Source organism: Candidatus Baltobacteraceae bacterium (genome assembly GCA_036488875.1).
In the GTDB taxonomy this organism is placed as follows: domain Bacteria; phylum Vulcanimicrobiota; class Vulcanimicrobiia; order Vulcanimicrobiales; family Vulcanimicrobiaceae; genus JAFAHZ01.
On sequence record DASXGW010000002.1, the window covers coordinates 309,052 to 325,695 of the forward strand.

Annotated in this window: 18 protein-coding genes and 1 tRNA gene; 3 read left to right on the forward strand and 16 right to left on the reverse strand. The window is 63.8% G+C overall.

Annotated features, from left to right (window positions below; translation table 11 throughout):
• The first annotated feature begins 113 nt into the window (after positions 1-113).
• Together aroA and VGG89_04150 are read left to right on the forward strand one after the other, a co-directional pair.
• Positions 114-1,385, forward strand: a complete 1,272-nt coding sequence (gene aroA, locus VGG89_04145; protein HEY1975707.1) for a 3-phosphoshikimate 1-carboxyvinyltransferase — start codon at positions 114-116, stop codon at positions 1,383-1,385.
• Positions 1,382-2,602 carry a hypothetical protein gene (locus VGG89_04150; protein HEY1975708.1) on the forward strand — a complete coding sequence of 407 codons (1,221 nt, stop codon included), beginning with the start codon at positions 1,382-1,384 and terminating at the stop codon, positions 2,600-2,602. Before aroA ends, VGG89_04150 begins: the two co-directional genes overlap by 4 nt.
• Here VGG89_04150 and VGG89_04155 read toward each other — a convergent pair.
• From VGG89_04155 to VGG89_04170, 4 genes are all read right to left on the reverse strand, one after another.
• The gene (locus VGG89_04155) at positions 2,599-2,883 is read right to left on the reverse strand and encodes a hypothetical protein (GenBank protein ID HEY1975709.1); all 285 of its coding nucleotides are present in this window, start codon (positions 2,881-2,883) and stop codon (positions 2,599-2,601) included. The genes VGG89_04150 and VGG89_04155 overlap by 4 nt on opposite strands.
• Entirely contained in the window at positions 2,880-3,188 is a 309-nt protein-coding gene (locus tag VGG89_04160) for an FmdB family zinc ribbon protein (GenBank protein ID HEY1975710.1), read from the reverse strand. The genes VGG89_04155 and VGG89_04160 overlap by 4 nt, the downstream gene beginning before the upstream one ends.
• A 61-nt stretch (positions 3,189-3,249) precedes the next feature.
• Positions 3,250-3,753: a hypothetical protein gene (locus VGG89_04165; GenBank protein ID HEY1975711.1), complete on the reverse strand. Its 504-nt coding sequence runs from the start codon at positions 3,751-3,753 to the stop codon at positions 3,250-3,252.
• Positions 3,754-3,821: 68 nt separating this feature from the next.
• Complete coding sequence (locus tag VGG89_04170; GenBank protein ID HEY1975712.1) at positions 3,822-4,997, reverse strand: M20 family metallopeptidase; 1,176 nt, start codon at positions 4,995-4,997, stop codon at positions 3,822-3,824.
• A 67-nt stretch (positions 4,998-5,064) separates the two neighbouring features.
• Between VGG89_04170 and VGG89_04175 the strand changes: the two genes are divergently transcribed.
• Positions 5,065-5,814, forward strand: coding sequence for a hypothetical protein (locus VGG89_04175; protein HEY1975713.1), 750 nt, complete (start codon positions 5,065-5,067; stop codon positions 5,812-5,814).
• Here VGG89_04175 and VGG89_04180 read toward each other — a convergent pair.
• From VGG89_04180 to ftsA, 12 genes are all read right to left on the reverse strand, one after another.
• Complete coding sequence (locus VGG89_04180) at positions 5,720-6,580, reverse strand: hypothetical protein (protein HEY1975714.1); 861 nt, start codon at positions 6,578-6,580, stop codon at positions 5,720-5,722. The genes VGG89_04175 and VGG89_04180 overlap by 95 nt on opposite strands.
• 50 nt (positions 6,581-6,630) lie before the next feature.
• Positions 6,631-6,721, reverse strand: a tRNA-Ser gene (locus VGG89_04185).
• 27 nt (positions 6,722-6,748) lie between these two features.
• Positions 6,749-7,228, reverse strand: coding sequence for a tRNA adenosine(34) deaminase TadA (tadA, locus tag VGG89_04190; protein HEY1975715.1), 480 nt, complete (start codon positions 7,226-7,228; stop codon positions 6,749-6,751).
• Positions 7,228-8,433: a hypothetical protein gene (locus VGG89_04195; protein ID HEY1975716.1), complete on the reverse strand. Its 1,206-nt coding sequence runs from the start codon at positions 8,431-8,433 to the stop codon at positions 7,228-7,230. Before VGG89_04195 ends, tadA begins: the two co-directional genes overlap by 1 nt.
• A 24-nt stretch (positions 8,434-8,457) precedes the next feature.
• Complete coding sequence (locus VGG89_04200; GenBank protein HEY1975717.1) at positions 8,458-9,108, reverse strand: sigma-70 family RNA polymerase sigma factor; 651 nt, start codon at positions 9,106-9,108, stop codon at positions 8,458-8,460.
• A complete protein-coding gene (locus tag VGG89_04205; protein ID HEY1975718.1) occupies positions 9,105-10,319 on the reverse strand; it encodes a type II secretion system F family protein in 1,215 nt (404 codons plus the stop codon). Before VGG89_04205 ends, VGG89_04200 begins: the two co-directional genes overlap by 4 nt.
• Positions 10,319-11,341: a PilT/PilU family type 4a pilus ATPase gene (locus VGG89_04210; protein ID HEY1975719.1), complete on the reverse strand. Its 1,023-nt coding sequence runs from the start codon at positions 11,339-11,341 to the stop codon at positions 10,319-10,321. The genes VGG89_04205 and VGG89_04210 overlap by 1 nt, the downstream gene beginning before the upstream one ends.
• A complete protein-coding gene (locus VGG89_04215; protein HEY1975720.1) occupies positions 11,338-12,573 on the reverse strand; it encodes a GspE/PulE family protein in 1,236 nt (411 codons plus the stop codon). Before VGG89_04215 ends, VGG89_04210 begins: the two co-directional genes overlap by 4 nt.
• A gap of 118 nt (positions 12,574-12,691) precedes the next feature.
• A complete protein-coding gene (locus VGG89_04220) occupies positions 12,692-13,261 on the reverse strand; it encodes a HutD family protein (protein HEY1975721.1) in 570 nt (189 codons plus the stop codon).
• The gene (locus tag VGG89_04225) at positions 13,234-14,055 is read right to left on the reverse strand and encodes an FAD-dependent thymidylate synthase (protein HEY1975722.1); all 822 of its coding nucleotides are present in this window, start codon (positions 14,053-14,055) and stop codon (positions 13,234-13,236) included. The genes VGG89_04220 and VGG89_04225 overlap by 28 nt, the downstream gene beginning before the upstream one ends.
• A 14-nt stretch (positions 14,056-14,069) precedes the next feature.
• Positions 14,070-15,146 (reverse strand): cell division protein FtsZ, encoded by a 1,077-nt coding sequence (ftsZ, locus tag VGG89_04230; GenBank protein HEY1975723.1) that lies wholly within the window; start codon positions 15,144-15,146, stop codon positions 14,070-14,072.
• 41 nt (positions 15,147-15,187) lie between these two features.
• Entirely contained in the window at positions 15,188-16,411 is a 1,224-nt protein-coding gene (gene ftsA / locus VGG89_04235; protein ID HEY1975724.1) for a cell division protein FtsA, read from the reverse strand.
• Positions 16,412-16,644: the final 233 nt, after the last annotated feature.

The window sequence follows — 16,644 nt, forward strand, 5'->3', positions numbered from 1 at the left end:
AGGTGTCTACCGCTAAAAATCGCGATTTCCTACGCGTGGGGATGCAATTTTCGCCCAATTTATTGACAATTTCACCGGAGGGATGGACCCTGCCGGGCGGTAACACAGCATCCGTGCTCAACGCTGCGACGTTTGCGCCCGGTCCCGTGCGCGGCACCGTTTCGGTTCCCGGCGACAAGTCGATTTCGCATCGCGCTCTCATCGCCGCGGCAACGATTCCAGAGCCGGTTCGCATCGCCAATCTCAACCCCGGGCGTGACGTTCGCGCGACGCTGGAGGCGCTTGCCGCACTGGGCACGCGGATCGAACGCGACAACGACGACGTCGTCGTCAGCGGAGCTCGCTTACGCGAGCCGGCAGCCGACCTCGATTGCATGAACTCCGGATCGACCGCGCGGATGCTCCTGGGAGCCTGTGCCGGCGCGAACGTCCCGGCGCGGTTCGACGGGGATTCGTCGCTGCGACGGCGCCCGATGGAGCCCGTCGCCGCGCAGCTGCGCGCCTTCGGCGCGAAGATCGCGACGACCGAAGGCCGCATGCCGGTCGAGTTGCAGGGCAGGCCGCAGATCCAGACGCGCAGCTTCATCTTGCTCTCGCCCTCGGCACAGGTGAAATCCGCACTGCTGTTTGCCGGCGTCTTTGCGAAAACCGCGATCGATATTTCCGGCGATCGCGGTTCGCGCGATCATACGGAGCGTCTGCTGCACTATCTCGGAGCCGACGTGACCTGGGACGGACGCAACGTCTCCCTCGGAACGACGCCGCTTTCGGCCAAGCCGATCGACGTCGCCGGCGACTTCTCGGCCGCCGCCTTCTTCATCACCGCCGCGGCGATCGCTCCCGGGAGCGACGTCACGGTATGCGGTACTGGCGTCAATCCCACTCGTACGGGCTTGCTTGACGCGCTGCGCTTAATGGGTGCGTCCATCGAGCTGCGCAACGAACGCACCGTCGCCGGCGAACCGGTGGCGGACGTCGCCGTACGATACGCGCCGCTGCACGCGATCGGGGTTGGTCCGGAGCTGGCGCTGCGCGCAATCGATGAGATTCCGCTGCTCGCCGTCGCGGCGGCTTTCGCCGAAGGCGAAACGAGCATTTCGGGTATCCGGGAGCTGCGGACGAAAGAGTCCGATCGCATCGCGACGACACAGGGCTTACTCTCCGCCGTCGGGGTCGAGACAATCGCCCGGGCCGATGGCTTAACGGTCTGCTGCGGGGCGCGATCGGCGGCCACCGCACCGGTGAGTACGCACGACGATCATCGCATCGCCATGGCCGCAGCGGTGCTCGCCTGCGGCGCCGGACCGATTGCCATCGACAGCGACGCGAGCATCGACGTCAGCTTCCCGAACTTCCTAACCACGCTTGCGGGGGTGCGCGCGTGAACGAAATAAGAGCGGTCTATACCGCAGATGAGTTCGAGCGCGAGTCGCGCTACCTCGAGACGATCGTCTGGGAAGCCATGGGCATCGAGCCGGGGATGAAAGTGCTCTTCTGCGGTTACGGCGAGGAGGCCGGCAGCGAGATCGCCCGCGCGATGGACTCCGGCGCCGAAGTCACGGTTATCGAACATCGCGACACGGCGATCCACCGCTATGCCAAACTGGGGGCGAAACTGCTGCGCGGCAGCACGTCGGTCATTCCGGCGAAAGAGAACGCCTTCGACTTAGCGATCGCCTTTCATTACCTGCACGAAATCGATCCCTTTTTTCACGCCCAGGTCACGTCGGAGCTCGCCCGGGTTGGAAAACGCGTCGCGATCGTCGAGCCCGCTCCGCCCGGCGACGCGCTCGGAAAGCGCATCGCCTTGCTCTATTCGCAGGCCAAACGCGAGCTCGGACAGTTCGAGTATTACCAGCCCATTGAGTATTGGAAAAAGCTGCTTCAGGCGGTGAAGGCGGATATTTCACAGCACGTGTTCGCCTTCGCGAAGGTCCCGCCACGCGAGTACCTGATCGACACGATCGATCTGCTGCTCAAGACGATGGAGGTCGAGGACGCGCCGAAAAGCTTTATCGACGAGCTTCGTCAAATCGCGCGCCGCTCCGACACGCAGTTGCTCCCACCGCCGCGGTTCGTCTTAGTCGGCGCGGCGTTAGGCGAGCTTCCCGTGCCGCGCTTCAGCGATCGTCCAACTGCACCCAAACCGTTGCCGGCTCCGGCAGCGCCGGCGGTCGCTCCCAAAGCGCCGCCGTCGACGGAGCGCCCGGTAACGGCCGAAGCGGGTTACGAGTTTCCGCCGGTCGACGTACCGTCGCAGCCAACACAGCCAACGCAGTCACCGGCGCCACAGGCGCCCGCGCCGCAAGCGCAGCCTGCGCCCCAACCGCAGCCCGCGCCCTTCGCGCCGGCTTCGAACGAGCCGCCGCCCGGATTCGTGCCCGGCTTACCCTTTGGCGCGCCGCGCCCCCCCGAAGGCAACGCGCCGCCCGCACAGGCACCAAAGCCGCCACAAGCCCCCTTTGGAGCGCCGTTTGCCATGCCGGCTCCCGACCCGTTCGGAGCGCCGCCGCAGGGGATACCGCCGTCCTCGACGTGGCAATGGGAACCGCCCGAAGGCGGCGACGAGGGTGAGACGCCGTTTGGACCCGGCGGCGCTTAAGTCAGCAATCTAACGATACGGACCGCGACGGCGCAGTAGCGCAGCGCAAGGCCGATCGTCGACACCGATCGACGCGCGCGGTCCATCAGTGGCGCTACCGCCTCGACGTCACGCGTAATGCGCTGCGACACAGCCGCAAGCCGCTGCGGATCGATCGCGCGGCGCTGCGTTTCTTCGAGGTGCGCGAGCTTGGTCTTCAAGGTGCGTTGCGCGCGCATGAGATTGAGCGCCCCGAGCAGCATCAGCACGAGCGACGCGACGCAGAACGCGCCCACAATCACGCGGCCGACTCGCTCTTGCCGCCGCCGGATGACGGTTCGGTTTTCGTCTCGGGCTTCGCTTCGCTTTTGCTTTCGCTCTTGGAGTCGCTCTTGGAGTCGGTGTTTGTGTCGCTCTTCGTGTCGCTCTTGGGCCGCGAATCCGTGGCGTAAAATCCCGAGCCCTTGAACACGATCGGCGCGGGGTTGAACACGCGCGTCATCGCCGCGCCGCACGCCGGACACGGCTGGTCGTGGCTCTCGTTAAACCCGTGACGGACCTCGCGAACCGTCCCGCATTTCGTGCATTTATAGTCGTACAGAGGCATCGCAGTAGGAAGTATACCCACTCCTAGCAGTCCTGGTCAACGACTGCTAGAGCTCGTCTGCTTAGACGTCGCCGAGTGCCGGTTCGTCCCGGCGGTACTCGACCAGGCCTTTAAAGTGAACGAGCGCGTCGTTGAGGGCCGCGTTGAAGCGGCGCCCGTGACGCCAGCGATCCAGCAGCGCGCCGAGCCGTCCGTGATAGGCCGGATACGAAAAGCGCACGTGCACCTTCGCTCGGGTCGTCTTCCGCTCGATTCGAAAATCGAGCCGGCGCCGCACGGAATACGCGCCGACCAGCGACAGATGAAAGTTGGCGATGAATGCGTCGACCTCGAAGAGTTGCTCCTCATCCCCGGGCAGGGACGACCGAACGATCACCTCGCTTCCCAGCTCGATGGGCGCCGCCGGATTGCCCAGGCGGGAGCTACGCAAGAACGACAGCCATACTGGCCACTTTTCGACCGCGCAGAGCAGCGCGAACGCTTCTTCGGCCGACGTCTCGACGTCGACGCTCGCGCTGAACGACCGCAGTCCGGGCCGCTCGGGCATACCGGTGACAACAGCCATGTCCAATGCTTCTTGGACACTATCTGTAGGGCCTCCCGACTCAACCGTCCACAACGTATTGTGCATGGTTATACACCAATTCCACCGCTGCCGACCGCCTGCACGAACGCTACGAGCGTCGCCACCCCCACCGGAAGCGCGGCCTCGTCGATACGAAACTGAGCGCTGTGCCCCGGATGGATAGAACCGGCGGAATCGCTGCGCACCCCCAAGCGCACGTGCACGCCGGGAACCCGCTGGGCGAAGTACGCGAAATCTTCTCCGCCCATCGTCGGCGGCATTCGCTCCACTCGAAACGTACTGTTCGCGCGCATGTACGCCGCAAACGCCTCGGCGAGTGCGACGTCGTTGAGCACCGGCGGATAACCGCGTGCGATGCGCACTTCGGCCGATGCGCCGTACGCCGAGGCGACGCCGTCGACGATGCGCCGCACGCGTGCCTCGAGCCCGTTGCGAATCTCCGGATCGAGGGCGCGCAACGTACCGTGCATCTGCACCTCGTCGGCAATAACGTTGTTTGCGTAGCCGCCGTTGATCGTCCCGATCGTCACCACGACGCTTTTGAGCGGATCCGTTTCACGCGCCGCGATATTCTGCAGCGCGAGCACGATCGCCGCCGTCGCGGGAATCGCATCGACCGCCGTGTGCGGATACGCACCGTGGCCGCCTCTGCCGCGCACCGTGAGATAGAGTTCGTCGGTCGACGCGTTGACGGGACCAGGCGTGATGCCCAGCGCTCCCGGTTCGAGGCGGGGATCGACGTGCAACATCGCGATCGCGTCGACGCGCGGGCCGTCCAGCGCTCCCTCCGCAATCATCGGCTCAGCGCCGCCGGGGCCTTCTTCAGCCGGTTGAAAGATCAGGACGGCGGTACCGTGCAGACGCTCGCGCATTCTCGAAAGCACCGACGCAGCGCCCAGAAGCATCGCGGTGTGCGCGTCGTGGCCGCAGGCGTGCATCTTTCCGTCGATTTCCGACGCAAAAGGGAGACCCGTTCGCTCGGTAATCGGAAGCGCGTCCATGTCGGCGCGCAGCGCCGCCACGCGCCCCTCGAGCGCACCGCGCACGATTCCGACGACGCCGGTCTTCGCGAGGCGCCGGTGCTCGATACCCAGCGCATCGAGCTCGCGCTCGACTAGCGCCGCGGTTTCGTGTACGTCAAAGCCGAGCTCCGGGCGTCGATGGATGCTGCGGCGCAGCTCCACGACGCGCGCGACCAGCGACTGTTCGGGTTCCACGACCATGGGCTGCAACTTGGCGAGCGAGGCAGGGAAGCCTCCGCGAGCCGTTTCGCGAAGAGCTTGCGCAACGATGCTCCCACCCGATATCGCGTTCGCGCTGCTGATCAATCGCACCGCCGAGTACTTTACGGATCACCAGCCTCAATACATGACATACACGGAGCGGCTGCACCTTACCGCACCGGGCGCCGGACGAAGCCAAGACATCAACCGCTCCGTTTCCGCGCGGGTTGCCGACGATTTCGCCGTGATGAAGGATTTGCCCAATGGAAGCGAGCGGACCGGCCAAGCATTTCCCTTACTGGCTAGCTTCGATGCATTTTCAGGGTTCGACTACTCGTGGTTCGCGAATCTGAAACGCATCGATATTAATTTTAAGCTCGGGCGTCCTTGGTACTTTCAGATTCCGCAAGCCGATCCAAGCGTGAACGCAGTCATCGCGTATTTTAGCTACTGGGGCGTGAGCTATGCCGCCGACTCCACCGAAAGCGCTCTGCACTTGACGATCGTGCCGGCACCCGGCTATAAGTACGCGCTTTATCCTTCCGACATCGTCGAGGATCCGCAAACGCAGCTGCCTTCGCATATCGAGATGCGCTCTTCGTCTAGCGACGAGGTGCTGAGCTTCGACTACAAGGTCGTCGACGGGCACTGGGTAATGACGCACGCGACGTGGAGCGCGACGGAGCACGCGTTCGTTTACACCAGTAAAGTGATCGCCGACGTCACGTTCGACGACATCGCCTTTCCCGCGCAAGCACCCGATCCGCGTCTAGCCGGCACGCCCGCGCCGACGGCGGAGCCGTCGTCGTCACCGTAAACGCTTCGTACGCAAACGCCGTCGCAATATGGAACCATCCCGGTCGCCGGTACGGACGTACGACGCCGTCGATCGTTCCGCCCTGCGTAAGATAGTAGGAACCCACCGTTGCGAATCGCAGGTCGACGTCTAAGTCGAACGTCACCGACGGCGCGACGAGATGCTCGCGAAAATGCATCGTGCAGAATCGCAGCGTGTCGTCGTCGACGAGTGCCTGCGTGAGCGGATGCCTAAGCGGGTCGCTTCGAGCGTGGGTGAGCAACCGGCGTGCGGGGGCACCATTAGGACATTGGGCCGCACCTCCGTCGCTGACGTCGTAGACGTCTTCGTTGATCGCCGTCACGACGGCGAGCACCGGCGGGCCCGATGCAGCCGGCTCGGGCGACGGCGCTCCCGGTTCCGACGCGACGGCCGAAGCGCCCAAACCGCGATGCAGCCAGACGTACGCACCACGCCACGTCGGATCGAAAATGGCCAACGACGACTGCGCGCGCGTACCGTCCGGCAGCGCGATCGACGCGACGCCGCCCGACGTTTGGTACGCGACGTTCCACGCTTGCGGCGATGCCGCTCCCGCCACGACGGCAAGCTCCGCATCGCCATTGTCGTCGCGCGACACCACGAGCGATCCGTCGCCGCCCGGCACGACCGTTCGGTACGTTAGAAACGCGGGCTCCTTGAGGTCGCGCATGCGCGCCAGCACCACTCGATAGTAGGCGGGTGCGTCCATTGCACCCGACGCGCACGGCAGCGGTGCTGCGATCAACGCGTATAAAGTAATGAGGGATCCGGCGCAAGACCGGATCCCTCTGAACATGGCGGAGAGGGTGAGATTCGAACTCACGGAACGCTCATCACGTTCGCCCGCTTTCGAGGCGGGTGCCTTCAACCACTCGACCACCTCTCCCGGCGACCGACCCTTATACGCCGAGCGTTACTCCGGGCCTTCTTCCGCGCCCGTCTCGCGCTTATTTCTGAAGAACGCGCGGAGCTGTTCCGCGGCCTCTTCCTCGAGGACGCCGGCGGTGACCTCGAGGCGATGGTTCGTCTTGGGCGACCGCAGAATGTCGAAGGCGCTGCCGTCCGCTCCGCCCTTGGGATCGCGGGCGCCGTAGACGACACGCTTGACTCGCGCGGCGATCATCGCGCCGGCGCACATCACGCACGGTTCTTTGGTCACGTATACCGTCGCATCGCTCAGTCGCCACGCTTGCAGACGCCGTGCCGCTTCGCGCAGCAACAGCATCTCCGCGTGCGCGGTTGCATCGGGCGTCGCTTCCTTTTCGTTCTTTGCTTCTAGAACGAGGTCGCCGCAAACCAATACCGCGCCGATCGGTACGTCGCCCTCTGCGGCGGCTGCGTCTGCAAGTTCGATGGCACGGCGAAGGTAGCGTTCGTCTTCCAGGTCGTTCATCAATCCAGCGCTTTGCAACGGGGCTGCACTGTTCTAAAGGTTCCTCGAAACGAATAGAGGCCTCCGGTGCCGATCGCCGCCGTCCGAAAAAACCACGAATAGAACGCCAAGTCCTGCGGATGGTACGTAAAGCCGTTGAGCTTCACTTTGTAGGTCACACCGACCAGCGGATCGCCGACCTCAAAGTAGTGGGAACAACCCGACGCGTAAACGCCGATGTGGCCCCAAGTCGGCGTGAGGTTGGCGCCAGGGGAGTCTACCGCCGCACGAATCGGAAACGGATCGTTAAAGACCTCGGCAATTTCGTGCATCAAAGCCATGACGTCGGTAATGGATGAGAAATACGGCACCGAGCGCGCGTCGCTGTACGACGCGAAGATGAAGGGCTGAACGCCCGTCGATCGCGCAAACGCACCGTGCGCCCCTACCGCCAGACCGCCCGAACCAAACGTTTCCAAGACGTTATAGAGCAGAAAAATCGGAATTTGTCGCGTAGTCGTATATTTCTTGGACAAGCTGCGCACGAGGCCTGAGAACGGGCCATAGGCAATCGTTCCGACTCGGTGGCTCGCACCGGCGCACACGCCGCGCGTCGTCGATGAGTCGCCGGGCGCATTCACGTCTACTACGACAGGAGCCCGGGCTGCCCGAAGCACCACGTGATAGTTTCGACTCTTGAGGACCGTCCAAAACTCCGCTCGTTGGAACGCATCGCCGAGCTGCACGTTCCCCACGTTGACGCCGTTTGACGTCAAACGCGCCGGAACGAAGCTCGGACTTCGCAGAACGCGCTTTTCGATTGAAACGGTATCTTTGCAGGCCGGCTTGGTCGGATCGAGCACGGTTCCGTCGGGGAAGTGATACACGAGCGCGATCAGCACGTACGGTACGTATGTCGTTCCGCTGCTGATTTGCGGATCTCCACCAACGATGTCGTAGCTGTACTTCCTACGATCGAGGGGGGACGTCACCGAGCCCGAGAAGAACGCGATCGTCCTGCCGGCGGCTAGTTCTGCGTGTAGGCGCTCGCGGCTCACGCCCGTGAGCGGCACTACAAGAAAGGGCGAGCGAAGACGCGCGCCGTTCTGCGATTCCGCGAGGTTCCGCGTTGCAGGCAGCGCAGCGCCGCCGCCGCGACACCCGGCAAGCAGCAACGCTACCACGCAAATAACCGCTGCGGAACGTCCGAACTCCCGAAATCTCATCCCCTTTGGCTCCCTACCTCCATCTTAGCAGACGTTGCGCAAACGCGTCATCGCGCTGCGGTGCAGTCGCGTGAGATGCCTGCGCGAGTAACCCAGCCGCTTCGCCAGCTCGCCGACCGTTACGCCTTCCAGATGAATGCCCTTGACGATTTCGCGCTCGACCGGCGGCAGTTTCGCCAGGGCACGATCCACGGTGATGCGATCGAGCACGTGCTCGAACACGAGGGCCGAGGGGTGCGCGTCCGATGGATTCAACGCCTCGTACGAGAGCACGCGATCGCTCGCGCGATATTCGTAAATCTCGCGCTCCTGCGCCGGCGTTGCATTGAGCCACTGCGCGACGTCGTGACTTTGCGGTTCCCGTCCCAGCGTCGCTCGCAGTTCGCGCTCGGCAGCCGTCCAACGCTTCTCGAGATCCCGTACGCGGCGCGGCGCTCGCAGCAACCGTTCGCCGTCGCGGACGTAATGCATCAGCTCGCCGAGCATCAGCACCCAGGCATAGGCTTCAAACGGCGTGGCCTGAGCCCGGTCGTAGCGATCCGCGGCTTTAATGAGCCCGATCGCCGCGACTTGCTCGAGATCGCACCGGTCCAATCCAGGACGCAGAAATCGCCGCGCAGCACGTCGGCAGAGATACCAATGGTCGCAGATCGTTTGTTCGCGATTGTCTATCACTTGATGCTCCCGATCATGGAATAGAGTGGCACGATAATCGATGCGACGATCGTTCCGATCGCGGCACCGAGCAAACAAATGAGCGCTGGTTCGACGATACCGGTCAACGTTGCGAGCCCGGTTTCGACGTCGACCTCGTAGTACGACGCAATCCGCAGCAGCATGGCATCGAGCGTTCCGCTCTCCTCGCCGACGCGCACGAGCAATAGGAACGTGCCGTCAAAGAGTCCAGACGCTTCTAACGGCGCGGCGAAGGGATGTCCCGCGCGCAGGCTCTCCACGGCACCCTTGAGCGCTTCCCGAAACGTCCGTCCCCCGACGTGCGTCGACGACTCCAGCGAAGCAACGACGTCGACTCCGGCCGAGAGCAGCGAGCCGAGCGTTCGCGCGAAGCGTACCACGAGCGTCTTGCGCAGAAGGTCGCCGATCAGCGGTACTCTCAACGTCGCACGGTCTAACGCCGATGCCCACGCGTTCGTCGAACGGGCGTAGTGCCACGCCGCGACCGCGCCTGCAATTCCCATCGCGATCGCAATGGCCCACAGCCGCGGACTATGCAGCGCAATTCCCGCAGCTATCAGCAAGCGCGTAACCGGCGGCACCGTAACGCGCATTTGCTCGAACATTCCCGCGAACGCCGGCATCGTGTCGGCGATGAGAAAGAGCACTAGGCCGGCCGCGGCAACCGCAACGACGGCGGGATACGAGAGGGCCGACAACACGCGCTTGCGCAGTGCGCGGTTTCGTTCTTCCAGGTCGGCCACCGATTGCAGCGCGCCCGCAAGATTGCCGGCCACTTCGCCCGCGCCGACCATAGCGACCACCACGGCGGAGAACTCCGCCGCGTGACGCTCCATGGCCGCCGACAGCGCCGTTCCGCTTTCGACGTCGGCGCAGATCGACCGAAGCGCTTCGGCAAAGGCCGGATCGCGCGATTCCGCTACGAGCGTATCCAGGGCGCGCTTGATCGGTATACCGACGCCGACCAAGGTCGCAAACGAACGAAAGAACGCCGACCGCGATGACGCCGAGCGCGTCAGCATCGCCGCGATACCGGCGATCGCGCCGCGCGCAGTTTTCGCCGTCTCGAGCAGCGTAACGAACAAGCCGCGAGCGCGCAGATGCGCCATCGCCGCATCGCGCGTTTCCGCCCCGATCGATCCGCTGACGCGCATACCGTCGGCGTGTCGCGCTTGGTAATAGAACACCACTACGCCACGCCCTCCAAGATAACGCGCGACTGTTCCAGTTCTGCGATGTGTTGTGCGAGCGTCTGCATGCCGTACCGCCGGCCGGTCGCGATGGCGTTGCCAAGCTGATGCGTCTTGCCGTCGCGAATGAGGTTTCTCACGCCCTCGGTCCCAACCATGACCTCGGCGACCGCGCGGCGACCCTTGCCGTCCGCGCGGCGCACGAGACGCTGGCACGTCACGCCGAGCAGCACGCTCGCGAGCTGCGCGCGAACCTGTGCTGCCGCCGCGCCTTCGAAGGAGTCGACGATGCGATCGACCGTTTGCGGCGCGTCGCCCGTGTGCACGGTGGCCAACACGAGGTGTCCCGTCTCCGCCGCCGTCAGCGCTGCGCGAATGGCACCGCCGTCGCGCAGTTCGCCGACGACGATCACGTCCGGATCGCACCGAAGCACGCCGTGCAAGGCTGCCTCCAAACTCGGCGTATCGCGACCGATTTCGCGTTGCGTGACGAACGAACGGCGATTGTGGTGGCGGTACTCGATCGGATCTTCGATCGTGACGATACGCTTTGCCGCGCGGGCATTAATGCGATCGACGATCGCCGCCAGCGTCGTCGACTTGCCGCTGCCCGTCGGACCCGCGATCAAGACCAATCCGCGCGGATGCTCGGTGAACGCCGTTACGCTCGGCGGCAGATCCAGCGATTCGAGCGCCGGAATCGCGCGCGGGAACAGACGCACTGCCAAAGCGATTCCGGCCAACGAACGAAACGCGTGACCGCGAAGCGTTCCCAACTCGTCGTCGCACCACGCGATCGAAGCGTCGCCTTCATCGGCACGCATCGGCCGCGCACCGAACAACTCTGCCGCCAGCGCCTCGACGTCGCTTGCCGTAAGCGGTGTCCCGTCGACGGGGGTTAGCACGCCGTCGATGCGGACGGCCGCCGGCGAACCGGCTTCAACGTGCAAATCGGACGCGTTTTTCGATCGCGCAAAGCGTACGGCGTCCGTCAATCCGAACGGCGCTCGCGTCGCCGTCATCGCCCCGCACCCAAGACGCGAAAGGCTTCTTCAACGCTCGTCTCGCCGTCGAGGACGCTGCGCGCCGCCCAATGCTGCATCGTTTCGAATCCGCCGTTGCGCGCGACAGTGCGGCGCATCTCCACCGGGAGGCGGCTCTCGATGGCCGAGCGCAGCTCCGGCGTCAGCGCGATCAGTTCGAAGATTGCGCTGCGCCCCCAATACCCCGATCCGGCGCAGCGATCGCAGCCGCCCGGAGCGTTTGCAACGGTGCCGGGCTCGATACCGAGCCATTCACCTTCGGTGCCGACCGTCACGCAAGTCTTGCAGTCGATGCAGAGCTGTCGCAACAGACGCTGTGAAACGATCGCCGATACCGAAGCGGCGATCGTCTGCGGGCTCAATCCCAGCTCGAGCAGACGGTCGAGCGCGTGCAACGCGTCGTTGGCGTGCAAGGTCGTCATGACGAGCTGCCCGCACAGTCCCGCCGAGGATGCGACCGCTGCGGTTTCGGCGTCCCGCATCTCCCCGACCATAACGACGTCGGGATCTTGGCGTAAGAACGCCCGCAGAGCGACGGCGAAGGTCACGCCCGCGCGAACGTTCACTTGCACCTGCGCGACGCCGGGCAGTCGCACTTCAACGGGATCCTCGACGCTGCACAACTGCTGTCCGACGACGTTGCGTTCGGCCAGCGCGGAGTACAGCGTCGTGGTCTTTCCGCTGCCGGTCGGCCCGCAGACGATGACGAACCCCGCCGGAGCGTGCACGAAGTCGCGGAAACGGCGGGCCGTCGACAACGGCATCCCGAGCTCTTCGAGGCGGGGAACGTCGCTTTGCGGTTCGAGCATCCGAATGGCCAGCCGTTCGCCCGCGACGGTCGGCAGCGACGAAACGCGCGCTTCCACGTAACGCCCGCCGAGTCGCGTGCAATAGCGCCCCTCTTGCGGTAAGCGCCGGTCGGCGATGTCCATGCCGGCTAAAAGCTTTAAGCGCGAGAGGACGCGTTCGAAGTGCTCGCTGGAAAGCCGGCGCGTCTCACGCAGCAGACCGTCGACGCGTTCGCGCACGCGTCCGCCGCCGGTGAACGGCTCGATATGCACGTCGCTCGCGCGCGCCGCGGCCGCGGAGTTCAGAATCTCGTCGACGGCACGAACGATCGGCGTCTCCTCGACGCGCGCGGCCTCGACACGACGATACGAAAGCTCGCCCTCGGGTTCAATAGGAACCCAAAGCTTCTGCGAAAGAGTCACACCACCGACCTCTTCGACTAGAAGTTCTTATCCACAGGCGCTAGCGAGCTAGCGCCCGTAGTCAACGTTTATAACATAATCGATTCGTGTGCGAAATATGTTGCGCGAGAATTTTTTCTTAATGTCCGCGCGATGCGGCGCTTGGGAATAGCGAGACGACGCACGCATAGGCGTCTTCGTTGGGATGCTCGAGATCGATTGCATCGGGTCCCTCGATGCGAATCGTATCGCCCGCCGCGGCGTCCAGGAGCGTACCGCGCAAGACGTACACCAAACAGAGGTTCCCAATCGTCAGCCGAACCCGCGGCCCCATCACGCGGGAGATGCTGACCGAATGCGACCAGCGATCGCGCTGCGTCACGACGTTGAAGTCTTGCACCGGACCGCCTAAGAGCCGGCACGAGGTTTTTGCGTCGCCTGAAAACGTGAAGGCCTCGTAGCGGCGCTGCAAGCGCTTGACGACGCCGTCGACGGTCAACTCGACGCCGTCGCCCTCGAGAGCCACGATCGTTCGATCGCATCCGCTGTAATCCGAGAACCAGCCGTCGCGCTCGATGGTCGTCACGGAAAGGCGCCAGCCCTCGTCGTCGCTGCCGGCGATGACGCGCGAGACGCCGCCGCCATTACGCCAGGGCACCTCGCGGTACGAGGAGGCGGGGATTATCTCCGGTTGGCGACTGACGGCCACGTTGCCGCTTCGATCTCGTTGCGCATCTGTATCCAGCCGCGAAAGTTCGCGTGAAACGCCACGTCGTGCGCCGGCGTGGCAACGTGCTCGAACGGGCTGAGGTGACGGTCCGACTTTAGCCGGTCGTGCAGTTCCAGATCCTTGTCGACCTCGCGTTTGCCTTCGTGCGTCAGATACGACACGCGCGCGCACCGCGCCGCCGAAATCTTCTTTTGCGACTCGATGGGCAGCGAACGCTCGTCGTCCTGAAGCAACGGGAGGTGCCACTCCCCGTACGGGACCGGGTGCGGGGTGCTCGAGTCAATCGCCTCCCGCATACGCGTTGCGGCCGCCCGGATCTCCGGTTGCGCATTGGGTGCGCAGCGCAAGGTAAAGAAGTTATCCCACTCCGTCGCCGTGACGATGACCGTGTGCCACAAAAACGGCTCTAAAACGCGATTGAGCTCTTGTTTGTGGACTTTGAGTTCCATCAACTTGCGGGCGTGCTCGACCGCGGCATCGCGCGCGCTCAGCCAGATACGCTTTGCCGCTTCTTCTTCTTCGGCCGTCAATACGTCACTCGCCGACATGCCCTTTTGATTGCGTCCCCACTCCAGCGGCAAGACGGGATCGTTCTCAATGCGTTCGAGCAGTTTCGTGGTTGGAATTGCGCGCGAACTCGCGCTGTTCCGAGACATTACTCTGTGAGTATTAAACTCGGAGAGCACGAATCGAGGAAACGTTACCTCGAGCGTGGTGAGCCGAACCCCGGCCGGACTTTGCGAGTCGAGGAGTACGCGAGCTGAGTATCCCATGTGTCGTTCGGCGATTACCCTCGGTAGCGCAGAAACGCGGGCACTTCGATATCGTCCATGTTCACGGGCGCAACCGTGTCGATCTTGCCGCTTTCAAAAGCGTACCCGCCTTGCGCCGGACGGTAACGCGGCGCACCGAATCCGGCGGCCAACACCGTTACGCGCACCTTGCCGGTCATCGCCGGGTCTTCCGACGTTCCGAAGATGATTTGCGCGTCGGGATCGACCGCGCGGCTGATCATCTCGGCCGCTTCGTTGACCTCGTACATCGAGAGATCGGGACCGCCCGTGATGTTGAAGATCACGCCCCGCGCGCCTTCGATCGTGGTCTCGAGCAGCGGCGACGCGATCGCCTTCTGCGCGGCGTCCGCGGCGCGATGATCGCCGGTACCGACGCCGATGCCCATCATCGCCGATCCGGCGTCGGTCATGATCGTCTTGATGTCGGCAAAGTCCAAGTTGATCATACCGGGCTGCGTGATCAGGTCGCTGATACCGGCGATGCCTTGGCGCAGCACGTCGTCGGCAAAGGCGAACGCTTCGCGCAACGGCGTCTTCTTCTCGATCACTTGAAGGATGCGGTCGTTCGGAATCGTGATCAGCGTGTCGACGCTCGATTCGAGCTCTTGGATGCCGGCCTCGGCGACCTGCATGCGCTTCTTGCCCTCAAACGCAAACGGCTTAGTGACGACGGCGATCGTGAGTGCACCCGATTCGCGCGCGAGCTGTGCAATCACGGGAGCGGCGCCCGTTCCCGTGCCGCCGCCCATTCCGGCGGTCAGGAACACTAAGTCGGCGCCGTCGAGCACCATCGCAAGATCCTCGCGCGACGATTCCGCGGCTTCACGGCCGAGCGTCGGATTTGCGCCCGCACCGAGACCGCGCGTTTGACTACCGCCGATGTGCACCGTATTCTCGGTCATCGCCGAACGCAACGCTTGCACGTCGGAGTTGACCGCGAAGAATTCGACGCCGATGATGCCGGCTTGCACCATGCGGTTGACGGCATTGCAGCCGCCTCCGCCGACCCCGATCACCTTGATCGCGGCAGCGTGTTCGGGCTCGGAAACGGAACGACGTGCGTCAGCCATTGCCTGCGGTTCCTCCATCGGAAAGAGCGTATTTTGCTTTTTTAATTCCATAAGTCGGCCAGATTCTTTTTGATCCAGTTCACGACTCCGTTGCCGCGCCGGCGCACACCGTTGGTTGGCACGCCTTCATCGCTCGCACCGAATAGAACCAGACCGATTGCAGTAGCGTATTGGGGTTGAGCCATTGCGTCGGTCAATCCGCCGATCGTGTTCGGCATGCCGACGCGAACCGGTAATCCAAAAATCTCTTCGGCGACCGGCTCGATGCCGGGCAGCAGCGAACCGCCGCCGGTGAGCACGACTTCGCCGAGCACGAGATCGCGTGGGACGTTTTCGACGATTTTCTGTTTAGCCATGCGCAGCGTTTCGAGTACTCGCGGAACGACGATCGCGCGCAGCTGCGTCAGCGCGTACTCCTTGGTCGCTCGCCCGTCGAGCGTACGCACGGAGAAGACTTCATCCTGGGAGTCGGCGCCGGCGACACCGGCCCCGTACCGTTTCTTGACCTCTTCGGCTTCCCCCAGCGATGTTTTCAAACCCAGGGAAATATCGTTGGTCAAAATGTTTCCGCCCACCGGAATCGTCGCCGTATAGATCGCGCTTCCCAGCGAGTGCACGGCAATATCCGTCGTCCCGCCGCCGATATCGAGCAAAACCACGCCGACTTGTTTCTCTTCGGGCAGCAACGTTGCGGCCGAGCTCGCGAGCGGTTCGAAGACCAATCCGGCCGCTTCCAAACCGGCACGGTGCACGCACTTGAGCACGTTCGTGATGAAACTCGAACCGCCGGTGATGATGTGCGTGTCGACTTCCAGCCGTCCGCCGGCCATACCGACCGGATCGTTGACGCCCTCTTGCCCGTCGACCGTGAAATACCGCGGCAGGGCGTGAATGATTTGGCGATCGGTGGGGAGATTGATGATCTTGCTCGCGTCGACGACGCGGCGCACGTCGGTGTGCGACACCTCGCGGTCCTCGCCCGAGACAGCGACGACGGCGCGATTGTTCGTGCTGCGGATATGGTCACCGGTAATGCCGACGAAGACGTCGCCCACATGCATGCCGGCCATGCGTTCGGCCTTCTCGGTGGCGGCTTCGATCGATTTGATCGTCTCGTCGAGATCGACGACGACGCCCTTACGCATCCCCATCGAGGGGGCTTCCCCCACGCCGACGATTTCGAGCCCGTGGGGACCGTCGACCGCGACGACCGCACAGGTCTTGGTCGTCCCGATGTCGAGCCCGCAGACGGTCTCGTGCTTCATGCTAACCACGATATATTGTGTCTAGCCCTTATAAACCCTACTATCTATAGCAAGGCGGACGTGAGTTGTGCCGAGGTTAGCGAGGAGCGACCCAACTCCTTGAGCATAACCCAGCGAACATGCTGTGCATCAATTGTGGATGCTCACCCGCAAAGCCCGACGAGGTCCCGCTCCATGGCCCGCCGTGGTCCCACTACATCGCCCGCCGTGGTCCCGCTATTCCATTGCAAGCG